The organism is Streptococcus caledonicus (assembly GCF_042656225.1).
Lineage (GTDB): Bacteria > Bacillota > Bacilli > Lactobacillales > Streptococcaceae > Streptococcus > Streptococcus caledonicus.
The window spans coordinates 67,421-87,596 of sequence record NZ_JBHSOJ010000031.1 but is presented as its reverse complement, the minus strand read 5'-3'; the positions used below and the strand labels follow the sequence as shown (position 1 = coordinate 87,596).

General features: G+C 36.7%; 20 protein-coding genes, 2 pseudogenes and 1 riboswitch. Of the genes and pseudogenes, 15 read left to right on the top strand and 7 right to left on the bottom strand.

Annotated elements, in window-relative coordinates; all coding sequences use genetic code 11:
• Positions 1-92: 92 nt before the first annotated feature.
• A complete protein-coding gene (locus ACFPQ3_RS10575) occupies positions 93-821 on the top strand; it encodes a pseudouridine synthase (RefSeq protein ID WP_156805613.1) in 729 nt (242 codons plus the stop codon).
• Between the two features lie 93 nt (positions 822-914).
• Here ACFPQ3_RS10575 and ACFPQ3_RS10570 read toward each other — a convergent pair.
• Positions 915-1,845 (bottom strand): annotated as a pseudogene (locus ACFPQ3_RS10570) (glutathione S-transferase family protein).
• 152 nt (positions 1,846-1,997) lie between these two features.
• On the opposite strand from ACFPQ3_RS10570, the gene ACFPQ3_RS10565 reads away from it, so the two are divergent.
• The 9 genes from ACFPQ3_RS10565 to ACFPQ3_RS10525 all read left to right on the top strand — a co-directional run bounded on the left by ACFPQ3_RS10565 (position 1,998) and on the right by ACFPQ3_RS10525 (position 9,038).
• Complete coding sequence (locus ACFPQ3_RS10565) at positions 1,998-2,504, top strand: VanZ family protein (RefSeq protein WP_156805612.1); 507 nt, start codon at positions 1,998-2,000, stop codon at positions 2,502-2,504.
• A 75-nt stretch (positions 2,505-2,579) separates the two neighbouring features.
• The gene (locus ACFPQ3_RS10560) at positions 2,580-3,308 is read left to right on the top strand and encodes a 16S rRNA pseudouridine(516) synthase (protein ID WP_156805611.1); all 729 of its coding nucleotides are present in this window, start codon (positions 2,580-2,582) and stop codon (positions 3,306-3,308) included.
• 70 nt (positions 3,309-3,378) lie between these two features.
• A complete protein-coding gene (gene tpiA, locus ACFPQ3_RS10555) occupies positions 3,379-4,137 on the top strand; it encodes a triose-phosphate isomerase (RefSeq protein ID WP_156805610.1) in 759 nt (252 codons plus the stop codon).
• A 442-nt stretch (positions 4,138-4,579) separates the two neighbouring features.
• Positions 4,580-4,726 carry a hypothetical protein gene (locus tag ACFPQ3_RS10550; protein WP_156805609.1) on the top strand — a complete coding sequence of 49 codons (147 nt, stop codon included), beginning with the start codon at positions 4,580-4,582 and terminating at the stop codon, positions 4,724-4,726.
• A gap of 351 nt (positions 4,727-5,077) precedes the next feature.
• Positions 5,078-5,407, top strand: coding sequence for a zinc ribbon domain-containing protein YjdM (locus ACFPQ3_RS10545; RefSeq protein ID WP_156805608.1), 330 nt, complete (start codon positions 5,078-5,080; stop codon positions 5,405-5,407).
• A 379-nt stretch (positions 5,408-5,786) separates the two neighbouring features.
• Positions 5,787-6,602: a hypothetical protein gene (locus tag ACFPQ3_RS10540; RefSeq protein WP_156805607.1), complete on the top strand. Its 816-nt coding sequence runs from the start codon at positions 5,787-5,789 to the stop codon at positions 6,600-6,602.
• Between the two features lie 201 nt (positions 6,603-6,803).
• Positions 6,804-7,445, top strand: a complete 642-nt coding sequence (locus ACFPQ3_RS10535; protein ID WP_156805606.1) for an amino acid ABC transporter permease — start codon at positions 6,804-6,806, stop codon at positions 7,443-7,445.
• Positions 7,446-7,455: 10 nt separating this feature from the next.
• Complete coding sequence (locus tag ACFPQ3_RS10530; protein ID WP_156805605.1) at positions 7,456-8,085, top strand: amino acid ABC transporter ATP-binding protein; 630 nt, start codon at positions 7,456-7,458, stop codon at positions 8,083-8,085.
• 104 nt (positions 8,086-8,189) lie between these two features.
• A complete protein-coding gene (locus tag ACFPQ3_RS10525; protein WP_156805604.1) occupies positions 8,190-9,038 on the top strand; it encodes an amino acid ABC transporter substrate-binding protein in 849 nt (282 codons plus the stop codon).
• Positions 9,039-9,579: 541 nt separating this feature from the next.
• Here ACFPQ3_RS10525 and ACFPQ3_RS10520 read toward each other — a convergent pair.
• The 6 genes and pseudogenes from ACFPQ3_RS10520 to ACFPQ3_RS10495 form a co-directional block, all read right to left on the bottom strand.
• Positions 9,580-9,951, bottom strand: coding sequence for a pneumococcal-type histidine triad protein (locus ACFPQ3_RS10520; protein ID WP_162012955.1), 372 nt, complete (start codon positions 9,949-9,951; stop codon positions 9,580-9,582).
• Between the two features lie 467 nt (positions 9,952-10,418).
• Positions 10,419-10,700 (bottom strand): annotated as a pseudogene (locus ACFPQ3_RS10515) (pneumococcal-type histidine triad protein); the annotation flags it as partial.
• Positions 10,701-10,797: 97 nt separating this feature from the next.
• Positions 10,798-11,445, bottom strand: a complete 648-nt coding sequence (locus ACFPQ3_RS10510) for a histidine phosphatase family protein (RefSeq protein ID WP_156805601.1) — start codon at positions 11,443-11,445, stop codon at positions 10,798-10,800.
• 327 nt (positions 11,446-11,772) lie between these two features.
• Positions 11,773-12,252, bottom strand: coding sequence for an aminoacyl-tRNA deacylase (locus ACFPQ3_RS10505; protein WP_156805600.1), 480 nt, complete (start codon positions 12,250-12,252; stop codon positions 11,773-11,775).
• A gap of 74 nt (positions 12,253-12,326) precedes the next feature.
• Complete coding sequence (gene thiT / locus ACFPQ3_RS10500) at positions 12,327-12,887, bottom strand: energy-coupled thiamine transporter ThiT (protein WP_156805599.1); 561 nt, start codon at positions 12,885-12,887, stop codon at positions 12,327-12,329.
• 40 nt (positions 12,888-12,927) lie between these two features.
• A riboswitch (TPP riboswitch) is annotated at positions 12,928-13,025 on the bottom strand.
• Between the two features lie 179 nt (positions 13,026-13,204).
• Positions 13,205-14,083, bottom strand: a complete 879-nt coding sequence (locus ACFPQ3_RS10495) for a glycoside hydrolase family 25 protein (RefSeq protein WP_156805598.1) — start codon at positions 14,081-14,083, stop codon at positions 13,205-13,207.
• Positions 14,084-14,160: 77 nt separating this feature from the next.
• On the opposite strand from ACFPQ3_RS10495, the gene ACFPQ3_RS10490 reads away from it, so the two are divergent.
• From ACFPQ3_RS10490 to ACFPQ3_RS10470, 5 genes are all read left to right on the top strand, one after another.
• On the top strand, positions 14,161-14,901 hold the full coding sequence (locus ACFPQ3_RS10490; protein WP_156805597.1) for a TrmH family RNA methyltransferase: 741 nt from the start codon (positions 14,161-14,163) through the stop codon (positions 14,899-14,901).
• Between the two features lie 37 nt (positions 14,902-14,938).
• Positions 14,939-15,442 (top strand): HD domain-containing protein, encoded by a 504-nt coding sequence (locus ACFPQ3_RS10485; RefSeq protein WP_156805596.1) that lies wholly within the window; start codon positions 14,939-14,941, stop codon positions 15,440-15,442.
• A 101-nt stretch (positions 15,443-15,543) separates the two neighbouring features.
• The gene (locus tag ACFPQ3_RS10480; RefSeq protein WP_156805595.1) at positions 15,544-16,239 is read left to right on the top strand and encodes a Bax inhibitor-1/YccA family protein; all 696 of its coding nucleotides are present in this window, start codon (positions 15,544-15,546) and stop codon (positions 16,237-16,239) included.
• A 136-nt stretch (positions 16,240-16,375) separates the two neighbouring features.
• Entirely contained in the window at positions 16,376-18,844 is a 2,469-nt protein-coding gene (locus ACFPQ3_RS10475; RefSeq protein WP_156805594.1) for a bifunctional DnaQ family exonuclease/ATP-dependent helicase, read from the top strand.
• 108 nt (positions 18,845-18,952) lie between these two features.
• Positions 18,953-20,134 carry a pyridoxal phosphate-dependent aminotransferase gene (locus ACFPQ3_RS10470; protein ID WP_156805593.1) on the top strand — a complete coding sequence of 394 codons (1,182 nt, stop codon included), beginning with the start codon at positions 18,953-18,955 and terminating at the stop codon, positions 20,132-20,134.
• Positions 20,135-20,176: the final 42 nt, after the last annotated feature.

Here is a 20,176-nt window from a genome sequence, read left to right as displayed (position 1 = left end):
GTATGAAACAACTTTAGAAAGCTAAGTTTTGGAGAGGATCTCAAATGATCTTCTCTTTTTGTGCTATAATAGTTGAAAAGAAAGGAAATATCATGCGTCTGGATAAATTTTTGGTAGATTGTGGTGTAGGCTCTAGGACAGAAGTTAAAACCATTCTGAAGAAAAAGCAAGTAACTGTTAATGGAAAAGTTGAAACTTCATCGAAACTACAGATTAATGAAACGATAGATCAAATCATCTATCTCAATCGTCAACTAAGCTATGAAAAATTTGTTTACTATTTACTCAATAAACCTAGTGGTGTCATTTCTGCAACTGAAGACAACCATCACCGAACCGTTTTAGATCTTTTAGATGATGATGCTCGTCATAAGGAGGTCTTTCCAGTTGGGCGATTAGATATTGATACGACAGGGCTCCTTTTATTAACTAATAATGGTCAGCTTGCTCATGCCATGTTATCACCAAAAAAACATGTGGATAAAAATTACCTTGCAGACGTTTTGGGGATTATGGACTACGCTGACGTATTAGCTTTTGAAAAGGGCATAACCCTAAAAGATTACACCTGTCAGCCAGCACGTCTTGAGATTTTATCAGTAGATGAGACTGCAAATTGTTGTCGCGTTAATATTACTATCCGTGAAGGGAAATTCCATCAAGTAAAACGCATGGTAGCTAGTCGTGGTAAAGAAGTATTATCTTTGGAACGCCTGTCCATGGGCCCCTTATCCTTACCAACAGATTTAGCCAGAGGTGATTATCGTCGTCTGACAGAAGAAGAATTAGATAGTTTAAAAGAATTTGGTGTTTCTTTGTAGATTTAAAACTGTGATAAGTTAGAAGAAAAAGTAGGACAGAAGCAGAGTTTTTGGCTCTGATTTTTGTCCTACTTTTATGTTATCAATTCCAATCTAATTCTGGCCTACTGGCACGATACCAGTTGGGTTAATGGTTTTATGGCTACCATAATACGTGTTTTTTTATGTGGTCAAAATTGACTGTTTCAGCAATTCTTGGCATATTGTAGATACGTTTAGTGTAGTTCCAAAGAATCAATCGACGAATATTTGTTTTGAAATGTCCATAATAAACGGCGTCAAAACGTGCAAGTGTGGTAAAGAGACGGGTATCTGCTTCTGTAAAACGATTACCAACTAAGAAATCTTGGGTTGAGAGTCGTTATTCTAATTGGTCTAGTGCAGCAAAGAGATTTTTGACTTCCTTTGCATTAACCTCTTGAGTTGTAGCAAAACTAGCCTTATAAACACCGTTGTTAATGTTGGAATAAACAACGGAATTTATGTCATCAATTTCAGTTAAAAGTTCTTCTGGTGCATAATCGTCGATATTGCCTGTGATATCGTCAAAAGCGGTATTTAACATATGGATGATTTTTGCAGATTCATTGTTGACGATGGTTTTTGTTTTCTTATCCCAAAGGACTGGTAAGGTCACACGTCCTGTGTAATCAGCTTTTACTGCTAGATAGACCTGATAGAGATAGTCGCTGTTTAACTCAGTATCTTCAATAACAGCGTCAGCTTTTTCAAAAGTCCAACCATTTTCCAACATCAATGGATTAACGATTGAGATTGAAATATGCTCTTTGAGATTTTTGAGCGAACGCATGATGAGAGTGTGATGTGCCCAAGGACATGCTAAAGAAATGTAAAGGTGGTAGCGACCAGATTCAGCCTTAAAACCACCCGTACCGGTTGGCCCAGGAGAACCATCATTTGTAATCCAATTGCGAAATTGTGTTGTTGTGCGAACAAAGTTACCACCGGTAGATTTTGTATCGTACCATTGGTCAACCCATTGGCCATCTTGTAAAAGTCCCATGTTTTCACTTCTTTTATTATTATATAGTGATATTATAAGGAAATGCAAGACATCTGCTCTATACGAGAACGATTCCTCTTAAATTTGATTTGGAGAGTGGTTAGGTATAGAATGAAAAGGTAAAAATATTTTTAACGGTTAGGAGAAAAAGAATGACTAATAGGAAATTTACAAAATCTATTTTCATCCTATACCTAATATTATTGACTTGGGAGATTTTATTAAAGTTTGAAACGGATTTAAGCTATGTTTCATTTTTCTACGGACCTCGAATCGTTAATTGTATTCCATTTGCTCAACTCTTAGTTGTTAATGGAGAAATTGTATTTACTGAATTGCTATTTAACGTAATTGCATTTACTCCTTTTGGCAGTTGTTTTCCTCTAATTTGGAAAGAGTTTGGAATTTGGAAAGTTATTGGACTTGGTTTCATGATGAGCTTGTCTTATGAAATGTTACAGTATATTTTGACAATCGGAATGGCTGATGTGACAGATTTACTCATGAATACCTTAGGAGTTGTTGTTGGTATAGGTATATTAATTCTCATGCGTAAATGTTTTCCAAATCATGTGCAACTAGTCGTTAATTGTACAGGCCTCTTATTTGATTGTTTAGTACTTTTTTTGTTCATTATGTTATTTTTCTTAACTTCGTAGAAAAGTAATTGGATTTTCGTGATGCAAGAATCGGTATCAACTCGCCTTATACATGATTTTTGCTATAATAAGTTTATGCGTTTAGATAAATTATTGACCACAGCAGGTATTGGTTCTAGAAATGATATAAAAAAACTGCTTAAATCTCATCAGGTAAAAGTTGATGGAGTAGTGATTACAACTGCTAACCTCAATGTTGATACTAATCTCCAAAATATTACAGTTTCTGGTAAGGAGATTAACCATACATCAGAAGTGTATTATGTGATGAATAAACCAGCTGGTGTGGTATCAGCTCGAACAGACAAAGAACATCAGACAGTCATTGATTTAATCTCTGAGGATGATTATCGCGAAGGGCTTTATCCTCTTGGACGTTTGGATCGTGACACCGAAGGTTTAGTCATTATCACCAATAACGGTCCACTAGGTTTTAGGATGCTTCATCCCAAACACCACGTTGACAAAACTTACTATGTGGAAGTGAATGATAAACTTCGTGCTGATGCGCCAGTTTTTTTTGAAAAAGGCATAGTATTTTTAGATGGAACGACCTGTAAACCAGCTAGACTTGAGATTATTAGCTCTAGTTCAGAAAAGAGCTGCGCTACTGTGACTATTTCAGAAGGGAAATTTCATCAGGTCAAAAAAATGTTTTTAGCCTATGGGGTTAAAGTGATTTACCTCAAACGAATTTCTTTTGGTGGCTTTCGTCTGGAAGAAGACTTACCTGCTGGTAGCTACCGCACATTGACCCCAAAAGAAAAACAACTGTTAAAAAGCTATTTTATAGAGAAGTTGTAAAATCCTTTAATTCATGTCTAAAATGTGATAAAATAGACAATGTAAATAAAAAATAGAAGAGGTATGTGAAATGTCACGTAAACCAATTATTGCTGGTAACTGGAAAATGAACAAAACAGCGTCTGAAGCACGCGAATTCGTTGCCGTTGTCAAAGATGCTATCCCATCAAACGAGCTTGTTGATACTGTTATTGGTTCACCAGCTATCTTCCTTGAAGGAATGAAAAAAGGTGTTAAAGGGACTGAATTACAAGTTGCAGCACAAAACTGCTACTTTGAAAATGCAGGTGCTTTTACAGGTGAAAACAGCCCAGCTACAATTGCTGATCTTGGGGTAGAATATGTTATCATCGGTCACTCAGAGCGTCGTGACTACTTCCATGAAACTGATGAAGACATCAACAAAAAAGCACACGCTATCTTTGCTAACGGTATGACTCCAATCATTTGTTGTGGTGAGTCTCTTGAAACTTACGAAGCAGGTAAAGCTGTTGAGTTTGTAGGTGCGCAAGTATCTGCAGCTCTTAAAGGGTTGACTGCAGAACAAGTAGCATCATCAGTTATCGCTTACGAACCAATCTGGGCTATCGGTACTGGTAAATCAGCTACTTCAGCTGATGCACAAAACATGTGTAAAGCTGTTCGTGATGTGATTGCAGCTGACTTTGGTCAAGAAGTTGCCAACAAAGTTCGCGTTCAATACGGAGGTTCTGTAAACCCAGCAAACGTTGCTGAGTACATGGCTTGCCCAGACGTTGATGGCGCTCTTGTTGGTGGTGCTTCACTTCAACCAGAAAGCTTCCTTGCACTTTTGGACTTTGTTAAATAATCATTGAAAGAGAGCCTTAGGGCTCTTTTTTAGTTATTTGGTTATTAATTTGCAAAATAAAGTGACTTATACTTATTCAAAATCAAAATGAGAATTTTAACTCCTCTAATATCAGTGATGAACCAACGAATGTAGTGAGGTTAAATCGTTTCTTTTGCCATGATGGTAAAACTGTCTTGTGGAGTTTGATAGTCTGGAAAGTGACTAACAAAGCCTGTTACTGAGAAGTAGGAGAGTGACAGCAGTCTGCGCTTAGAAATGAGAGAGCTCAGTATAAGAACGGACTTTTGGAAGAGCTACGGAAATTGAGAATCCATGTTGTAGTAGTTCCTCCTATAAGGATGATTAGGTCGGACGCTGTCACGTAATCAACATGTGTAGCCAATCATTCTCTGCGATAGTTAGGTTCAAATCTAGAAATAGCATCCTGAAGGATGCTTTGATGCTCTCCCGTACCTCTGGAGAATCCGCACTTTCTAAAAAAGAAATAAAAATAATTTTTGAATTTGTATTAGCATCAGTTGTAATTCTTTCCCACTTAGGTGTTAAGGTAGCTATGGTTGACGTAGTCGCTAAAGACAGAATGTAAAAAGGAAATTTGTCCAATAGATAGATTTAACAGACCACAAGCAAACTTGCTACAAGGATTTGATACGAGCACCGTCTCAGGATAAAAACATAAAGAAAATGTTATGTTCAAATGACGATTTTTCATGAAAAATGATATTTTTTATTGTAAAATTTGGCTATAATATGAGCGAAAATGAGTGGGGGACCAATGGATGTGCGTAAATATGCAAAAATATTTAAAAAAGCATGTAGCCAGAAGAAAATAGTTACATGCTTTTTCATGCGTATACGGTGTGGTACTCTCTTGCGAGACTTGTCAGTTTTATTAATTTAAGGTAAAATAAATCCAGTAAGGATGAAGGAGGTAGCAATGAATTTACCAAATTGCCCAAAATGTAACTCTGAATATGTTTATGAAGATGGCGTACTTTTAGTATGTCCAGAATGTGCGTATGAGTGGGATCCAAACGAGCTTGAAGAAGATGGCCTTGTTGTTTTAGATAGTAACGGGACACGTTTGTCAGATGGAGACACTGTGACGGTTATTAAAGACCTTAAAGTTAAAGGCGCCCCTAAAGATATCAAGCAAGGAACACGCGTTAAAAATATTCGCTTGGTAGAAGGTGACCATAACATTGATTGCAAGGTCGATGGTTTTGGGGCTATGAAACTAAAATCAGAGTTTGTTAAAAAGCTATAATTTAAAGAGGCTGGGGATAATTTCCTAGCTTTCTATTTTTTCCGATTATCTCATTTGGGCTACAGGAGAAATTGAAAAAATGGTGTAGCTAATCTAGCTCTAAGTATGTTAAGATAATTTATAATAGAGAGTTTTTGCTTATATTATTATACTCGGAGTGAACGTGTTAAGCAAGAAGTTGAGGATGTCCTAAGGTTTGCTTCCACTCTCGCTTTCATATCGGAGTGAGAGGTTATAAGACCTCTCAGCAGACTATGATTATCATCTTTCTTGGTTTTTTCGATGTTTAAGGAGCATTAATGATGGTTTAATCTTGATTTAATTAAGTTATGTTAAAAATCATTAGTATAGTCGTAGCGCCTATAAAAGGAGTAGGAATTTGAAAAATAACAATAAGTTATCTTCTGGTTTTCAAGAATTAATTCCTGATTTAGATGCTTATCTTACAGAAGTTCAGGTATTACGTAAACATTTCTGGATGAAGAAAGGAGTATTCTTTCTTCTGTGTTTAATCTGCTTATGTGGAGGTTATTGGTATGGTAGTGGTAAGGGGATAGCTGAGGAACCAATATTACAAACCTTTAGTAGAAAATATATGGCAGAGGATCTCATTGATTTAGAAGGAAAACATCAAGCCTTTACTTTTAAAGAATTTTTAAATATGGAAACGGGTCTGAATAATGAAGAGGTTAGCTTATATGATTTTTTAAAAACTTATGGTAAGGCAGATGAAGTCTCGGTTCCAAATGACAATTCAGTCGTGTTAAAATATAAGGCTAAGGATTTTAAAGGGGAGTCCGTTTATAAAGTGATATTTAGGATATCATATGGTAAGGAAGACTATGATTTATCTGGTATTGATTATTATTATGATAATGCTTCCAGTGATGAATTTTCCACAAGAGAAGAGAATGATTACCGACTAATTTCTGACGAGCAAGTGAGTAAGCTTAAAATCTATAAACGTGATAAGGAGAGTATAGCAAGTATTGCTGATTTATCAACTCTGCAAGAAGTTGTTGATTTATTTGGCCCGCCGACTTACTATAAGTTCTCAAATCATAATAACCTTTCGTCTGCTTCGGTAACCTATAAAAGTTCAGCTAGTGAAGGAAAATACTTTGTATTTGTATATAATCCAAGTGTCAATCAGTTTTTCCTTGACTACGTTCATGAGTATCGAGGAGATAATTAAAGAAAAGATTCGAAGTTTGTTAATAAATTGTAAAAACATATCCTTAGTTCGCCAAGTTTTTTCATATTTTACCGAAAAATACTTCTCAAAATTGGTAAAAAAGTCTATAATAGACTCTATATAATTTTCTTGTTGTTGGTATAAAAATAAATCCCACGATGAGAAAAATTGTATAGATTATTTTAAATGAAGGAGGAAACCATGTCCGATTTTTTGACGCTCTTACCAAGACTTTGGGAAGGTGCTCAGGTTACCTTACAAATCTTTGTTATCGTCTTAGTGTTGTCGATTCCTTTGGGAATCATTGTCGCATTTTTAATGCAAATTAAGTTTAAACCTTTGGAGTGGTTCCTCCATCTATACATTTGGATTATACGTGGAACACCACTACTTTTACAGCTAATTTTTTTCTTTTTTGTTCTACCAAATATTGGAATCAAATTAGATAGGGTACCTTCTGCGATTGTGGCATTTATAGTTAATTATGCAGCTTATTTTGCTGAAATTTTCCGAGGAGGAATTGCTTCTATTCCAAAAGGTCAGTATGAGGCAGCTAAGGTTTTAAAATTAAATTCTTTCCAGACAGTTCGTTATATCATTTTACCTCAAGTAACTAAGGTTGTATTGCCAAGTGTTTTTAATGAAGTGATTACCCTGGTAAAAGATACTTCTTTGGTTCATGTTGTCGGAATTACGGAGCTTTTTCGCGTCAGTCAGACAGCGACTAACCGTGAAGCAAGTCTCATGCCTATGTTTTATGCAGGAGCTATTTACCTCATTATGGTTGGATTTGCGACCCTCTTGTCTAAACAGGCTGAAAAATATTTTGGCTATTACAAATAGGAGGTGAAAGATGCTTGAATTAAAAAATATTTCAAAAAGTTTTGGGACAAAAAAAATATTTGATCGTTTTAATCTTACGATAGAGGATGGTAAGGTTCTTTCACTTGTTGGACCGTCTGGCGGTGGGAAAACAACACTTCTTCGCATGTTAGCAGGGCTTGAAAGTATAGATTCGGGAGAGATTATTTATAATGGTAAGTCCGTCGCTATTGATCATCTTGAAACTTTAAATTTACTAGGTTTTGTGTTCCAAGATTTTCAACTCTTTCCACATCTTAGTGTCCTAGAAAATATGACACTATCTCCAGTTAAAACAATGGGAGTTTCTCGGGAAAAAGCAGAGCAAAAAGCTCATCAACTATTGGAACGTTTAGGATTACAGGAGCATGCAAAAGCTTATCCACATTCCTTATCTGGAGGTCAGAAACAGCGCGTAGCCTTAGCTAGGGCTATGATGATTGATCCAGAAATTATAGGGTATGATGAGCCGACATCAGCTCTTGATCCAGAACTTCGTGAAGAAGTCGAAAAATTAATTTTACAGAATCGTGAAGCAGGAATGACACAAATTGTTGTGACCCATGATTTAGCTTTTGCAGAAACGATTTCGGATTATATGTTAAGAGTTAATCCTAAGTAGTGCGATAACAGTCGCTTTACGGGGAATGTTAGAGGATATTAGAGTTAGAAAGGACAACATTTAAGACTTCTGTGTATAGAAACTTAGATTTTGGGTATCATATTATGAAATTGAATAAAGTTATCACAAGTTTTGTAGCAGTCTCAACAGCTTTAGTAATGGTTGCATGTACTGGAACAAAGGATATTAAATCAGCAACGGACGGAGACAAGTGGGAGCAGTATGTTGCTGATAAGTTTATTACCATTGGTTTTGATAATACATTTGTACCGATGGGATTTGAAGACGATAAAGGTGAAAATACTGGTTTTGACATTGATCTTGCCAATGCTGTTTTTGAAAAATACGATATTGAAGTTAAGTGGCAACCAATTAGTTGGGAAATGAAAGAAAATGAGCTTAATAGTGGCAATATCGACCTTATCTGGAATGGGTATACGATGTCTGAAGAACGCGCAAAGAAAGTTCTCTTTACCAATCCTTACATGCTTAGCGAGCAGGTATTAGTAACCAAAAAAGATTCTGGAATTACAAAAACGCCTGATATGGAAGGAAAGGTTTTAGGTGTTCAAGCTGGTTCATCTGGCTATGATGAATTTGTCAATAAGCCAGAGGTTCTCCAAGATATCGTTAAAGATAATGATGCAGTGCTTTATGACACCTTTACTCAAGCTTTTTTGGATTTAGAGAATGGTCGTATTGATGCTTTGTTAGTTGATAACGTTTATGCTAATTATTATTTAAAGCAAGCTAATCAATTAGAAAACTATAAAGTCTTCTCATCGGGATTAAAAGTTGGTGATTTTGGTGTAGGTGCTCGTAAGAAAGATAAAACATTGGTTGAAAAAATCAATGCAGGCTTTACAGAGCTTTATAAAGAAGGTAAATATCAAGACATTTCAGAAAAATGGTTTGGTGAGGACACTGCTACGGAATCTGTTAAAGGCAGATAGTAGTAAAAAAAACTCCGAAAATTAAACATACTGAATTGCTCTTTGTCAAGCAGAAAATGAAAAATAACAGTTTAACAACAGCCTTGTTCCTCATTTAAAGAGGGCAAGGCTGTTGTGCTTCTCTTGAGATCGTTCGTTATAAAAATAGATATAAGTATCAATTTAAACATAACATATTTGATTATAACAATTTGTTCAGAAGTTAATCAAGAGTGTGGTACAACGTGGATATGGTCGATATGAGGACTGACAAAAGAACTGCTAGTATTATAAGTAGTACTCCTAGCAAACTAGAGACAGCTAATGCAAGTTTTGGTTCAATATCGGATGGTGACAGGACAATCGCATGAAAGATTGTTAGCAAGAAAACAAAGCTTTTTGTATTACAATCTTCGGATGCTTTATTATTTAGCTGTTTTGCTATAGGAAAAACATTGAGAGTACCTACTCTAAACTGTACTATAATTAGGAAATATCTGTTTCATGTGTTTGTCCTAGGATGGTGAAATGTCATATTGATAATGACCGCTATCTTGCAACATCAACTCTTGTTCAGCAAAGGCAATTTGTGTAAGCTCAAGTTCGTTGTGACTGTAGAAGTAATATTTAGTGTCATGAGTGATGATATGACCGATTTTATCGTTATTAGTATATTTTTAGTGATTTTTTTGGCATCAAATAGCGGAGCTTTACCAGTTGGATTTTTGTCAAAGACAGCTTTTAGACTGTTAAGTTGATGATGAGTAGTAAGCGAATCGACCGCTTGATTTGGTTCTGATTGCTCTAATTCTCTAAAGGCAATATAGTGATAGTGGTCTTTGTGTTTTGTTGTGAGACCAAATTTATTAACAGATATAATGGAATCTTTACTGAATATATAATGATCGCTAGTATCATAAGCTTTGCCACCCAAGCCTTTTCCACAAGCAGCAGTAGTATGACCGAGAAAATGATGACTCTTATCAGTTGAGGGTGATTTATTAAGAATAATTTTTCAGAAATAAGGCTGTAGCCTGACGCTGATCTGTTAAGAATCTATTTGCTAGGGTAACTTGTTCAGATAATGGGTTTTGTGGGATAATGTGCAAATGGTCGCCAGGGGGGATAATATGCCCGAATGAATTGACTCATGTCACTTGATTTGGTTCAAAAATCACGTCATCTTCCTCTACATGGCGATACTTTTTATCTAAATGATGTCATTGAGATAAAAGTTCATCAAATGATTTATTGTCAAAGTCATTATTTGGATTGAATAAAGGTTTGGTTATTGAAGATGGTGGTATGGCCTGTTTTTCCTATAACTGATAGTGTATAGCAGTTAGGTGCCCAGTACAGAAGTATTTTCTGAAACATTATTTTTCCATTCTTTTAATTTCAATATTGCTGTACTTTTGCTAGTTCACGAGGAGATAGATCTTTTTTAGGTATATAGTGGAAATGATTACCATGAGGTACTAAATATGCTTCAGTAAAATCTCCAATGATATCTGTTGGGGCAAAAAAATAACCATCATCAGTCGTATAATATCTTTCTTGTTTAGCTTTGATAATGGACATTTTTTCTTGTTGTGTGAGATGACGAGATTTTTCTTTGGACTCTTTTGTGCCCAGAGCAACTTGTCTAGCAATCTCTTCTTTGTTGTAGATGTTTTTTCGTTTTTTTTCTTTTGCTATTAGGTTTTAAATAGTAGAAAAACAAAGAAAGCCACTCGCTTTGAGCTAATAGCTTTCTTTGCTTGCTTTGATTTTCCATTTATTATGAGACGACTTTAAATTGCTTTTTTCGATTTAGGTATTCTTTATCGTTCCAAGTTACAAGATCAAAATGGTTAAAATCTTCTGTTTCTAAAATAGTCACACTAGCGTTTTCAAGACCACCTGCACGACGGAGTTGAGCAGATGAGAAGCCCAGTAAATGGCGTACAGCAGCGGTTAGACTAGCGCCGTGTCCGATAATCAGAACATTCTCAATATCATTATCTTTTAAACTTTTGACAAAATCAGAGATGCGGTGAGTGACTTGAAAAACAGATTCGGCTTTGAACTGTGTTGCGTTGAATTGTGCTAAATTATGACGGAAAGCATACATCTGCTTTGGATAGATAGCTTCCATATTACTGATTTTTTTGTTTTCCAAGATACCTAAGTTCCATTCACGAAGGCTTTCGGTAGTTTCAAGTGTTAAATCATTGTTGTGTTTATCAATTAGAAGCTGAGCAGTATCAATAGCACGCTTCTGGTCACTTGAATAGACTTTATCAAAATTGATATCAGACAGATACTCTCCTAGTTCCGCAATGTCTTCTAATGCTTCGGGTAAAAGAGGTGAGTCGGCATTTGCACCTTGGAAACGACCTTCTAAATTCCATTCTGTTTTTCCGTGACGGACAAAATAAAGTTTCATTTTCGTATTTTACTCCAAATCTAATGTTTTTCTATGTCAATATTAAGAGAGATGGCAGAGCATAGCGGATTTGAATGATTGTATTGCTAGTGGGATATCAATAATAGTTACACAAAGAAACAGTGTTGGACTATTATGAAGATCGGAAACATCTAGTCTAAAAGCTTGAATCTAAACTTAGTTTAGATTCAAGCGTATCGCTATTAATTGCTGAGTGAAGAGAGACTACATTGTATAATTGTGAGGCATTACCACGTAACGGAGATATTGATGAATGTGGTGCAAAGGATTATGATAATCACAAAGACCAACTAGTACCAATGAATTTCATAACTCCTCTTTAATATCCCCAAAACTAGCACCTACAAAATCAGCAAGTACTTGACTCTCAATCTGAATGGATCGTCCGATTTCACCAGCAGACACAATCATTTTCCCCATTTCTAGAGCTACTTGGTCAATATAAATTGGGAAGTGGTGTTTTTGACGAATACCCACAGGATTATTTGCTCCGTGGACGTATCCCGTCGTTTTCTGCAAGTCTTTTTGAGGAATCATAGATACTTTCTTATTACCAGAGATTTTAGCCAATTTTTTTTCGGATAGGTGCTCGGTAATAGGAAGAATTCCAATAAGAGGACCAGTCTTATCTCCGATTAGGGCTAGTGTTTTGAAAATAGCAGAGCGATTAATTCCGTCTGGCAAGTCCCCATCTAACCCATTGAAATCGAAGCTGTCATGTGCTATCTTTGCTTTGTCCAAAATCTGATCAACTAGCGTCTTTTTGAGTTTGGCTTTTTTAGCCATTTCTACCATCTCCTTGTATATAAAAACAGTATAATAAAACTATTATACCATTTTGTCTATTATTTGTCAGAAACTTATTTGGTGTGCGGTTGGAAAAATTTGGGTTGGGTATTTAGCAAAATTGTAATGACAATGATGACAAAACCAAGTGTTAAAATGCCAGCTGTGCCATTTACCGTAAAAGAATACCACTCGGCAGATACACCCTTAGGGGCATAGGAACCCCAAAAAATAACACCAGCAATGTAATGCCAGATATAGCGTGCAAGAGTTGCTAAAGTGGCACCTAATAAGGCAAAAGTGAGAGCAACAGCCTTTTTAGAGGCTTTAAGTGACTTTTGCAAAGATCCTGTCATGACACCAGCCAATCCCATGCAAGAAAAGGCAAGAATGTATTCAATACCCACTTGAGAAAGACTAAGGTAATATACTTTACCTAAAGGAAAATGCAATAATCCCCAAATCAATCCAGCCAGGACACCATATTTTGCTCCTCTACGTAGAGAGAAAAGAACTAGTGGAATAGCACCAAATGAGGGGGTAAACCATTCTGCAAAATCTGGAATAAGGGATAGAACCATAGCAAGAGCAGCAAAAATAGCTGCTTCAACGAGTGGGGTAATTTTTTGAGACATAAAAACTCCTTTGTCTATACACAAAGGAGCATCTTTTTAGATGTCAGTTTGTCACAATCCCTACGCTCGTCCTAACGAGATCAGGTAATGAGGATTTCGCAGATGCGATCTCAGCCAAAGGCACTCCCTTGTGTATAAAAATAATTTTAATAACTGTATTTTAACTTAAAATGTTAGTAAAAGCAAGAGAGTTATTTCGAATATTGAGGATTGCCAAAGCACAGAGATTAAGAATAAACTAATGTAGAGACTAACAATATGTTTATCAAACAAAAAGACGAAACAAACGTGTTTCATCTTAGTTTTATCGGACCTGATTATTCTGTTTTTTCTTTGATTGGTCCAAAAAGTTTTTCGTAGATTGCTTTGGGATTATCAGATACGGGTGAAATTTGGTTAAGATCAAGTAGACCTGATGAACCGCTAACCCAACCGTTTGAAGTATATTGATGAAGGTCATAGGATAAATCTGTCTGTGGCGCAGCATTGTAGTAACCAGAATTATCTCCATAGGTAGGAATCCAGACAGCATCAAATTTATCAACTGAAATACTTTGTTCCGCCATGAAGAATGTTCCAATGTAAATGCCGACATTTTCAGCACCTAGTTTTTTGAGTTCTTTACGAAATGCTTCGACACCAGCATCCATATTTTTCATGGTCACTTCTTCGACATCAATCCAATAAAATGTAGGGTCATAAGGGGAAGCATTTTCATAAAAAATCCTAGCCTCTTCTTTCATTTCAGCAACACTGCGACCAAGGGCGTAGCTATAGACTGCAACAGGGACACTGCGTTTTTGAAATTCAGTAATATGGGTTTTAAAAGATTTGTCAATTCCTGTGGTATGGGCGGCATTATTGTCAGCGGTAATTTGTGAGCCTCCAAAGACACGGATAATAGCACCAGAAATATTAGCGGATAAAGTATCGTAATCAATATCGCTCGGTAGCTGCCAGCCGGAGACATCAATAATAGGATTAAGAATAAGTGGTTCATCGTCCTGTTGTTTTTTCTTCTCTTTTTCAGCTTTTTTGGCAGCTGTTTGAGCTGCTTTTGATTCGGCTAACATTTTTTTATTAGCTATTGTAATCTGCTTTTGTGTATAATCGTGCTGTGCTTTAGTAGAGACTAAGGTAAACAGAAAGATACTAATAAATAACAAAATCAGTATGGGTTTAATTCGTTTTCTCATTACTTGCATTATACTTGAATTTCTTATAAAAATCAAAGTTTCTTAACTGTTTTTTTAAAATTTGATATAATAGTTTTATGCAAAAAATAACATCACGAATGAATCCAACCATTAAGGCGGCAAAAAAATTACTTCAAAAAAAATATCGTCAATTTTCTTACCTGATTGAGGGATGGCATTTGGTCGATGAAGCACTTCAGTCAGGTGCAGAAATCTTACAGATTTTTGTGTTAGAGGATATGGTCGAACGACTAGATGATTTTTCGAATGTTCTTGTGGTCACGCCAGAAATTTTGAAAGACCTGTCTGACTCCCCTAGTCCCCAAGGAATTGTCGCAGAAGTGGCTTTTAGTGAAAAAAGTTTACCGGATGCCCTATTGGGACGCTACCTCTTTTTAGAAGATGTTCAAGATCCTGGCAATGTAGGCACGATGATTAGGACAGCGGATGCGGCTGGTTTTGATGGGGTATTTTTGTCTGATAAGACAGCTGATATTTATAATCAAAAAACCTTGCGTTCGATGCAGGGCTCACATTTTCACCTGCCAATTTGGCGTCATTGTACAAGTGATACGATTGCTTTGTTAAAAGCGTCGGCTGTGCCTATTTTAGCGACAACTTTATCTAAGGAATCCGTTGATTATCGCCAACTCAATCAACTTGATAGCTTTGCTTTAGTTATGGGAAATGAGGGCAATGGGATTTCAGAAATGATGACTAAAGAGGCTGATCAGCTGGTTCATATAACCATGCCTGGCCAAGCGGAAAGTTTGAATGTTGCAGTGGCAGCTGGTATACTTATTTTCAGCTTGATTTAAGCAAAGATGGTATAATGGCTTTAGGAGGTGATTCGTTATGGAGCACTACATAAAAGACCCTGAGTTTATGGCGCATGTGAGGGACTTAATTGATCATCCACGATTTAAAAAGTTAGATACTATTGTGCAACATCAGCATTCGACACGTTATGAGCATTCGATAAATGTCGCTTACACCAGTTTTAAAATTGCAAAGAAATTAGGGTGGGATGCAAAATCTACGGCACGTGGAGGGCTATTACATGATATGTTTTATTATGATTGGCGCGATACCAAATTTAAAAAAGGTCATGCTTGGACGCATCCTCGTATTGCCGTGCGTAATGCCAGAAAATTAATTGATTTGAATCGTAAGGAAGAGGACATTATTCTTAAGCATATGTGGGGAGCAACGATTGCTCCGCCTCGCTATAAAGAAGGTTATATTGTAACAATGGTTGATAAATACTGGGCTATCAAGGAGGCAGCAACTCCTCTGAGACATGTTTGGCAAAGACGGTCATTTTTCAGGCGGAAAGAACTTGGCAGTCACAATCGTTAGAAAGTTGATTTAGTAATAGAAGTTTGCTCAGTTGGAAAATTGACTAGGGAGTCGTATTGCATATCTGGGTGTACTCAATAATAAAATGAAGAGGTTATATAATGGAATTTGATAATAATGTTATTTACACACAAACCGATGCAGGTTTGAGTCGCTTTTTTGCTAAGATTTATGGTTTGGTTGGTATTGGGATAGGTCTGTCAGCTCTTGTCTCTTATGTTATGTTGTATTTATTCCCACACAATTTAATCGGTATTTTAGCTAATGCTCCTATGATTTATTATTTGGCAATTTTTGCGGAATTAGGACTTGTCTTTTTTGCTTCTGGTGCGGCACGCAAGAATAGTCCCATGGCTTTACCACTCTTTTTAACTTATTCTGCTCTTAATGGTTTTACCCTTAGCTTTATCCTACTGATGTATGCCCAAACGACTGTTTTTCAAGCTTTTGTATCATCTTCCTTGGTCTTTGGAGCGATGGCAATTGTAGGTGTGACCGTAAAAAAAGATTTGTCTAGCATGGGAAAGGCTCTCATTGCTGCTTTGATTGGTATATTGATTGCTAGTTTAGTAAATATGATTATTGGTTCTGGGACCATGAGTTATATTATTAGTATATTATCTGTTTTGATTTTCTCAGGTTTGATTGCTTATGATAACCAGATGATTAAACAGGTTTATCAACAAACTGGTGGTCGTGTGGGAGATGGCTGGGCAATTTCGATGGCGCTTAGTCTCTATCTTGACTTTATCAATCTCTTCCTTAGCTTGCTCCGCATTTTAGGACGAAACGATTAAAATGTAAAAGTATTAAGCAATGTTAGTAGATTAATAGTTGATTCTAAAGAACCTTCTGTAAAAAGTTGGTTCTTTTATGTTATTGAGGGCTTAAAAGTATTAGAAATTTTTGCTTTAAAGCGCTATAATAGGTTTTATGAAACAAATGGATAGAACACGGTATGCTATCGTGGATTTAGAAGCGACCTCGGCTTCTAGTCTTGCTAAAATTATTCAAGTTGGAATTGTTATTCTGGAAAATGGTAAGGTTGTAGAGACGTTTGAAAGTGACGTTAATCCCCATGAGGCCTTGAGTGATCATATTATTTCCTTAACAGGTTTAACAGATGAACGATTGGCAAAAGCACCTGATTTTTCTCAAGTTGCTAAAGCCATTTTTGACTTGATTGATGGTGCTATTTTTGTTGCCCACAATGTTAAGTTTGATGCCAATCTCTTGGCGGAGGAACTTTTTATGGAGGGATTTGAGTTACGTTCTCCTTTGGTTGATACAGTGGAGTTATCTCAAATTTTCTTTCCAAATTTGGAACGCTATACTCTCGAAAATCTCGCTCGGTTCTTGGGAATTGAATTACTAGATGCCCACACCGCGATTGCTGATGCGCGGGCGACAGCAGAGTTACTGTTACATTTGCAGGCAAAAATCAGAAGCTTACCACTCATCACCTTAGAGAGGATTCTTGATTTTAGCGACTATTTGCTTTTTGAGACAAGGCTTATTATTGATGATATTTATCGAGGTAAAAAGGCAGAGCCGCTTAGCCCTGAGTTGATTGAAATAGGCGGATTGGTTTTGAAAAGACCTCATAGTTTTGGAGCTCAGCGGCAACTATCTCAAGATTTTGAAATGAATTTAGCGCTTTTAGATCTTGATAAGCGTCCTCAGCAACAGCTTTTTTCAGAAAAAATAGCAGAGCGGTTTAGCGACAGAAACCCTGCCTTTATTGAAGCAGGAACTGGCATTGGAAAAACCTATGGCTATTTGTTGCCACTTTTGGCCAATCCAGATGTTGGGCAAATTATCGTTACAGTACCAACTAAGGTGCTCCAAGATCAGATGATGTTAGGGGAAATCAAGCGTTTAGAGGAGGTTTTTAATGTTTCTGCTCAGAGTTTGAAGAGTCCTAAAAACTATATCAGTTTAGATAAATTTTTGGAGAGTTTAATGACAGTTGATCAAAATCCAGTGGTTAACCGCTACAAAATGCAGATCTTGGTCTGGCTTTGTGAGACTGAAACCGGAGATATGGATGAAATTGGTCAAAAGCAGCGTTTTGGAGCGTATTTTTCTCGAATTCAACATGATGGTGATTTAAGTCGGAGAAGTTTCTTTGCAGATTATGATTTTTGGGAACGACATTATCAGTTGGCGAAAATGAGCAAGATTATCGTGACAAATCATGCTTATTTTTTAACTAGAGTAGAGGCTGATAAGAACTTTGTAGCAGGCAAAACATTGGTTGTTGATGAAGCTCAGAGATTTTTTCTTAACTTAGAAGCTTTTTCACATAGAAGCGGTAATATTAAAACATTCTTAGAAGAAATCGAGCAGAGCTTCAATGATGTGCAAAATACCCTACATAGGCGTCTCTTAGAAGGGATTCAATTTGAATTAAATCATCTGTCGCAACAGTTTTCTGATAGCGGGAAGCAACCAGATGAAGATACCTTAGCACAGTTGAGACTATATCTGAAGGAGTTGGAGTTACCTATTCTTGTAGAATTGAAGAAACTTTTGGATAAACCATTCAATCAGATATGGATTGAGGAAGAGGTGTTTTCTGATTATCGACGTTTAGTGTTGAAAAGTGCGAGCCTAGATTTTATGTCTCTCCCAAAGTTTCTTCCAGAAACTCAAAAAACCTACTTTACTTCAGCGACTTTACAAATAGGGCATCATGTTACCGTGGCAGATTTACTTGGTTACGAGGACTATAGTTTAGATAGTTTTTCAAAACCTTATGAGGTAAGCCAGAAGCTTTTTGTGGATAGTAGCATGCCAGATATTATGGAAGTTTCTACAAGACGCTACCTTTATGAAATAGCAGAGCGGATTAAGGATTTACTGCTGTTAGATAAGCCAGTATTGGTACTTTTTATCTCTAATAAAATGATGCTGGCGTTTTCTCAAATTTTAGAAGAATGGGGAATTGCTCACCTTTGTCAGCACCGAAATGGAGAGGCAACTAGTCTCAAAAAAAGGTTTGATAGAGGGGAAAGTCAACTGTTATTGGGAGCAGGTGCTTTTTGGGAGGGAATGGATTTTGCCAACCAGAATCAGTTAATTACGGTGATAAGCCGCCTACCTTTTGATAATCCTCAGACAGCAATTAGTCAGAAAATGGATAATTACCTAAGAGAAAGCGGGAAAGAGCCTTTTTATGACTATCACTTACCCTTAACTATTTTACGTTTAAAGCAGGCTTTAGGGAGGAGTATCAGACGAAAGAATCAGACCTCTGCTGTTATTATTTTAGATAAGAGACTTGTGACAAAATCGTATGGTCAAGAGATTCAAGAGTCACTTTCTGAACAAACTGAGCTACAAATTCAAAGCTTTCCAAAAATTCTTACAGAAATAGGTTATTTTTTTGATAAAGTCTGATATAATGAGAAGATAAATATCATTTATCGGAAATAGTGATGGAAGTCAGTTCAAAGTGTCTGCTTAGCTATTTCCCCAAGTTTCCTACAGAGGAACCAAGGAGGGACTATGACAGTTTTATCAAATCGTGTGTTAGCAATGGAAGAAAGCGTTACTTTGGCGGCAGCAGCTAGAGCTAAGGCCTTGAAAGCAGAAGGACGAGATGTTATTAGTCTGACGGTTGGTGAGCCTGATTTTGTAACGCCTAAGCACATTTGTGATGCAGGTATTGTTTCTATCGAGAATGGCTCAGCCTCATTTTATACGGTGGCTAGTGGTCTTCCGAATTTAAAAACGGCCATCACTACTTATATGGAAAATTATTATGGCTATAAGGTTTCTCCCAATCAAGTTGTTGCTGGAACGGGAGCTAAGTTTATCCTTTATACTTTTTTCATGGCGGTGTTAAATGCAGGCGATGAGGTCATTATTCCAACGCCTTATTGGGTTTCTTATTCGGAGCAGGTTATCATTGCTGAGGGTAAGCCAGTCTTTGTTCAAACGACAGAAGCGACAGATTTTAAGGTAACGGTCGAGCAGCTAGAAGCAGTTCGCACAGATAAGACAAAAGTATTGTTGCTTAACTCTCCATCAAATCCAACAGGTTCTGTTTATAGTCGTGAGGAGCTTGAAGCGATTGGTAATTGGGCTGTTGTCAATAGTATTTTAATTTTGGCTGATGATATCTATGGACGCTTGGTTTATAATGGAGCAGAATTTACACCAATTTCTAGTATTTCTGAGGTCATTCGTGAGCAAACAATTGTTGTCAATGGTGTTGCTAAAGCCTATTCGATGACAGGTTGGCGCGTTGGGTTTGCGGTAGGGAATGCTGAAATTATCTCTGCTATGGGGAAAATCATTAGCCAGACAACGTCAAATTTGACCACAGCTGCTCAATATGCTGCCATTGAAGCTTTAACAGGTAACCAAACTTCTACAGAGGAAATGCGTCAGGCTTTTGAAGAACGTCTGAATGCCATTTATCCTTTACTGTGCGAAGTACCAGGTTTTGAGGTTAACAAGCCACAAGGTGCCTTTTATCTTTTCCCGAATGTCAAAAAAGCTATGGCAATGAAAGGCTATGATAATGTCACAGACTTTACCAATGCTATTTTGGAAGAAGCAGGAGTCGCTTTGGTGACTGGTGAAGGATTTGGAGCTCCAGAAAATATTCGAATGAGCTATGCGACCGATTTGGATACCTTAAGAGAAGCTGTCAGACGTATCAGAGCGTTTATGGAAGCTTAAATCATTTGAGAATTTAGTATTAGAATAAAATTTTAATAAGAA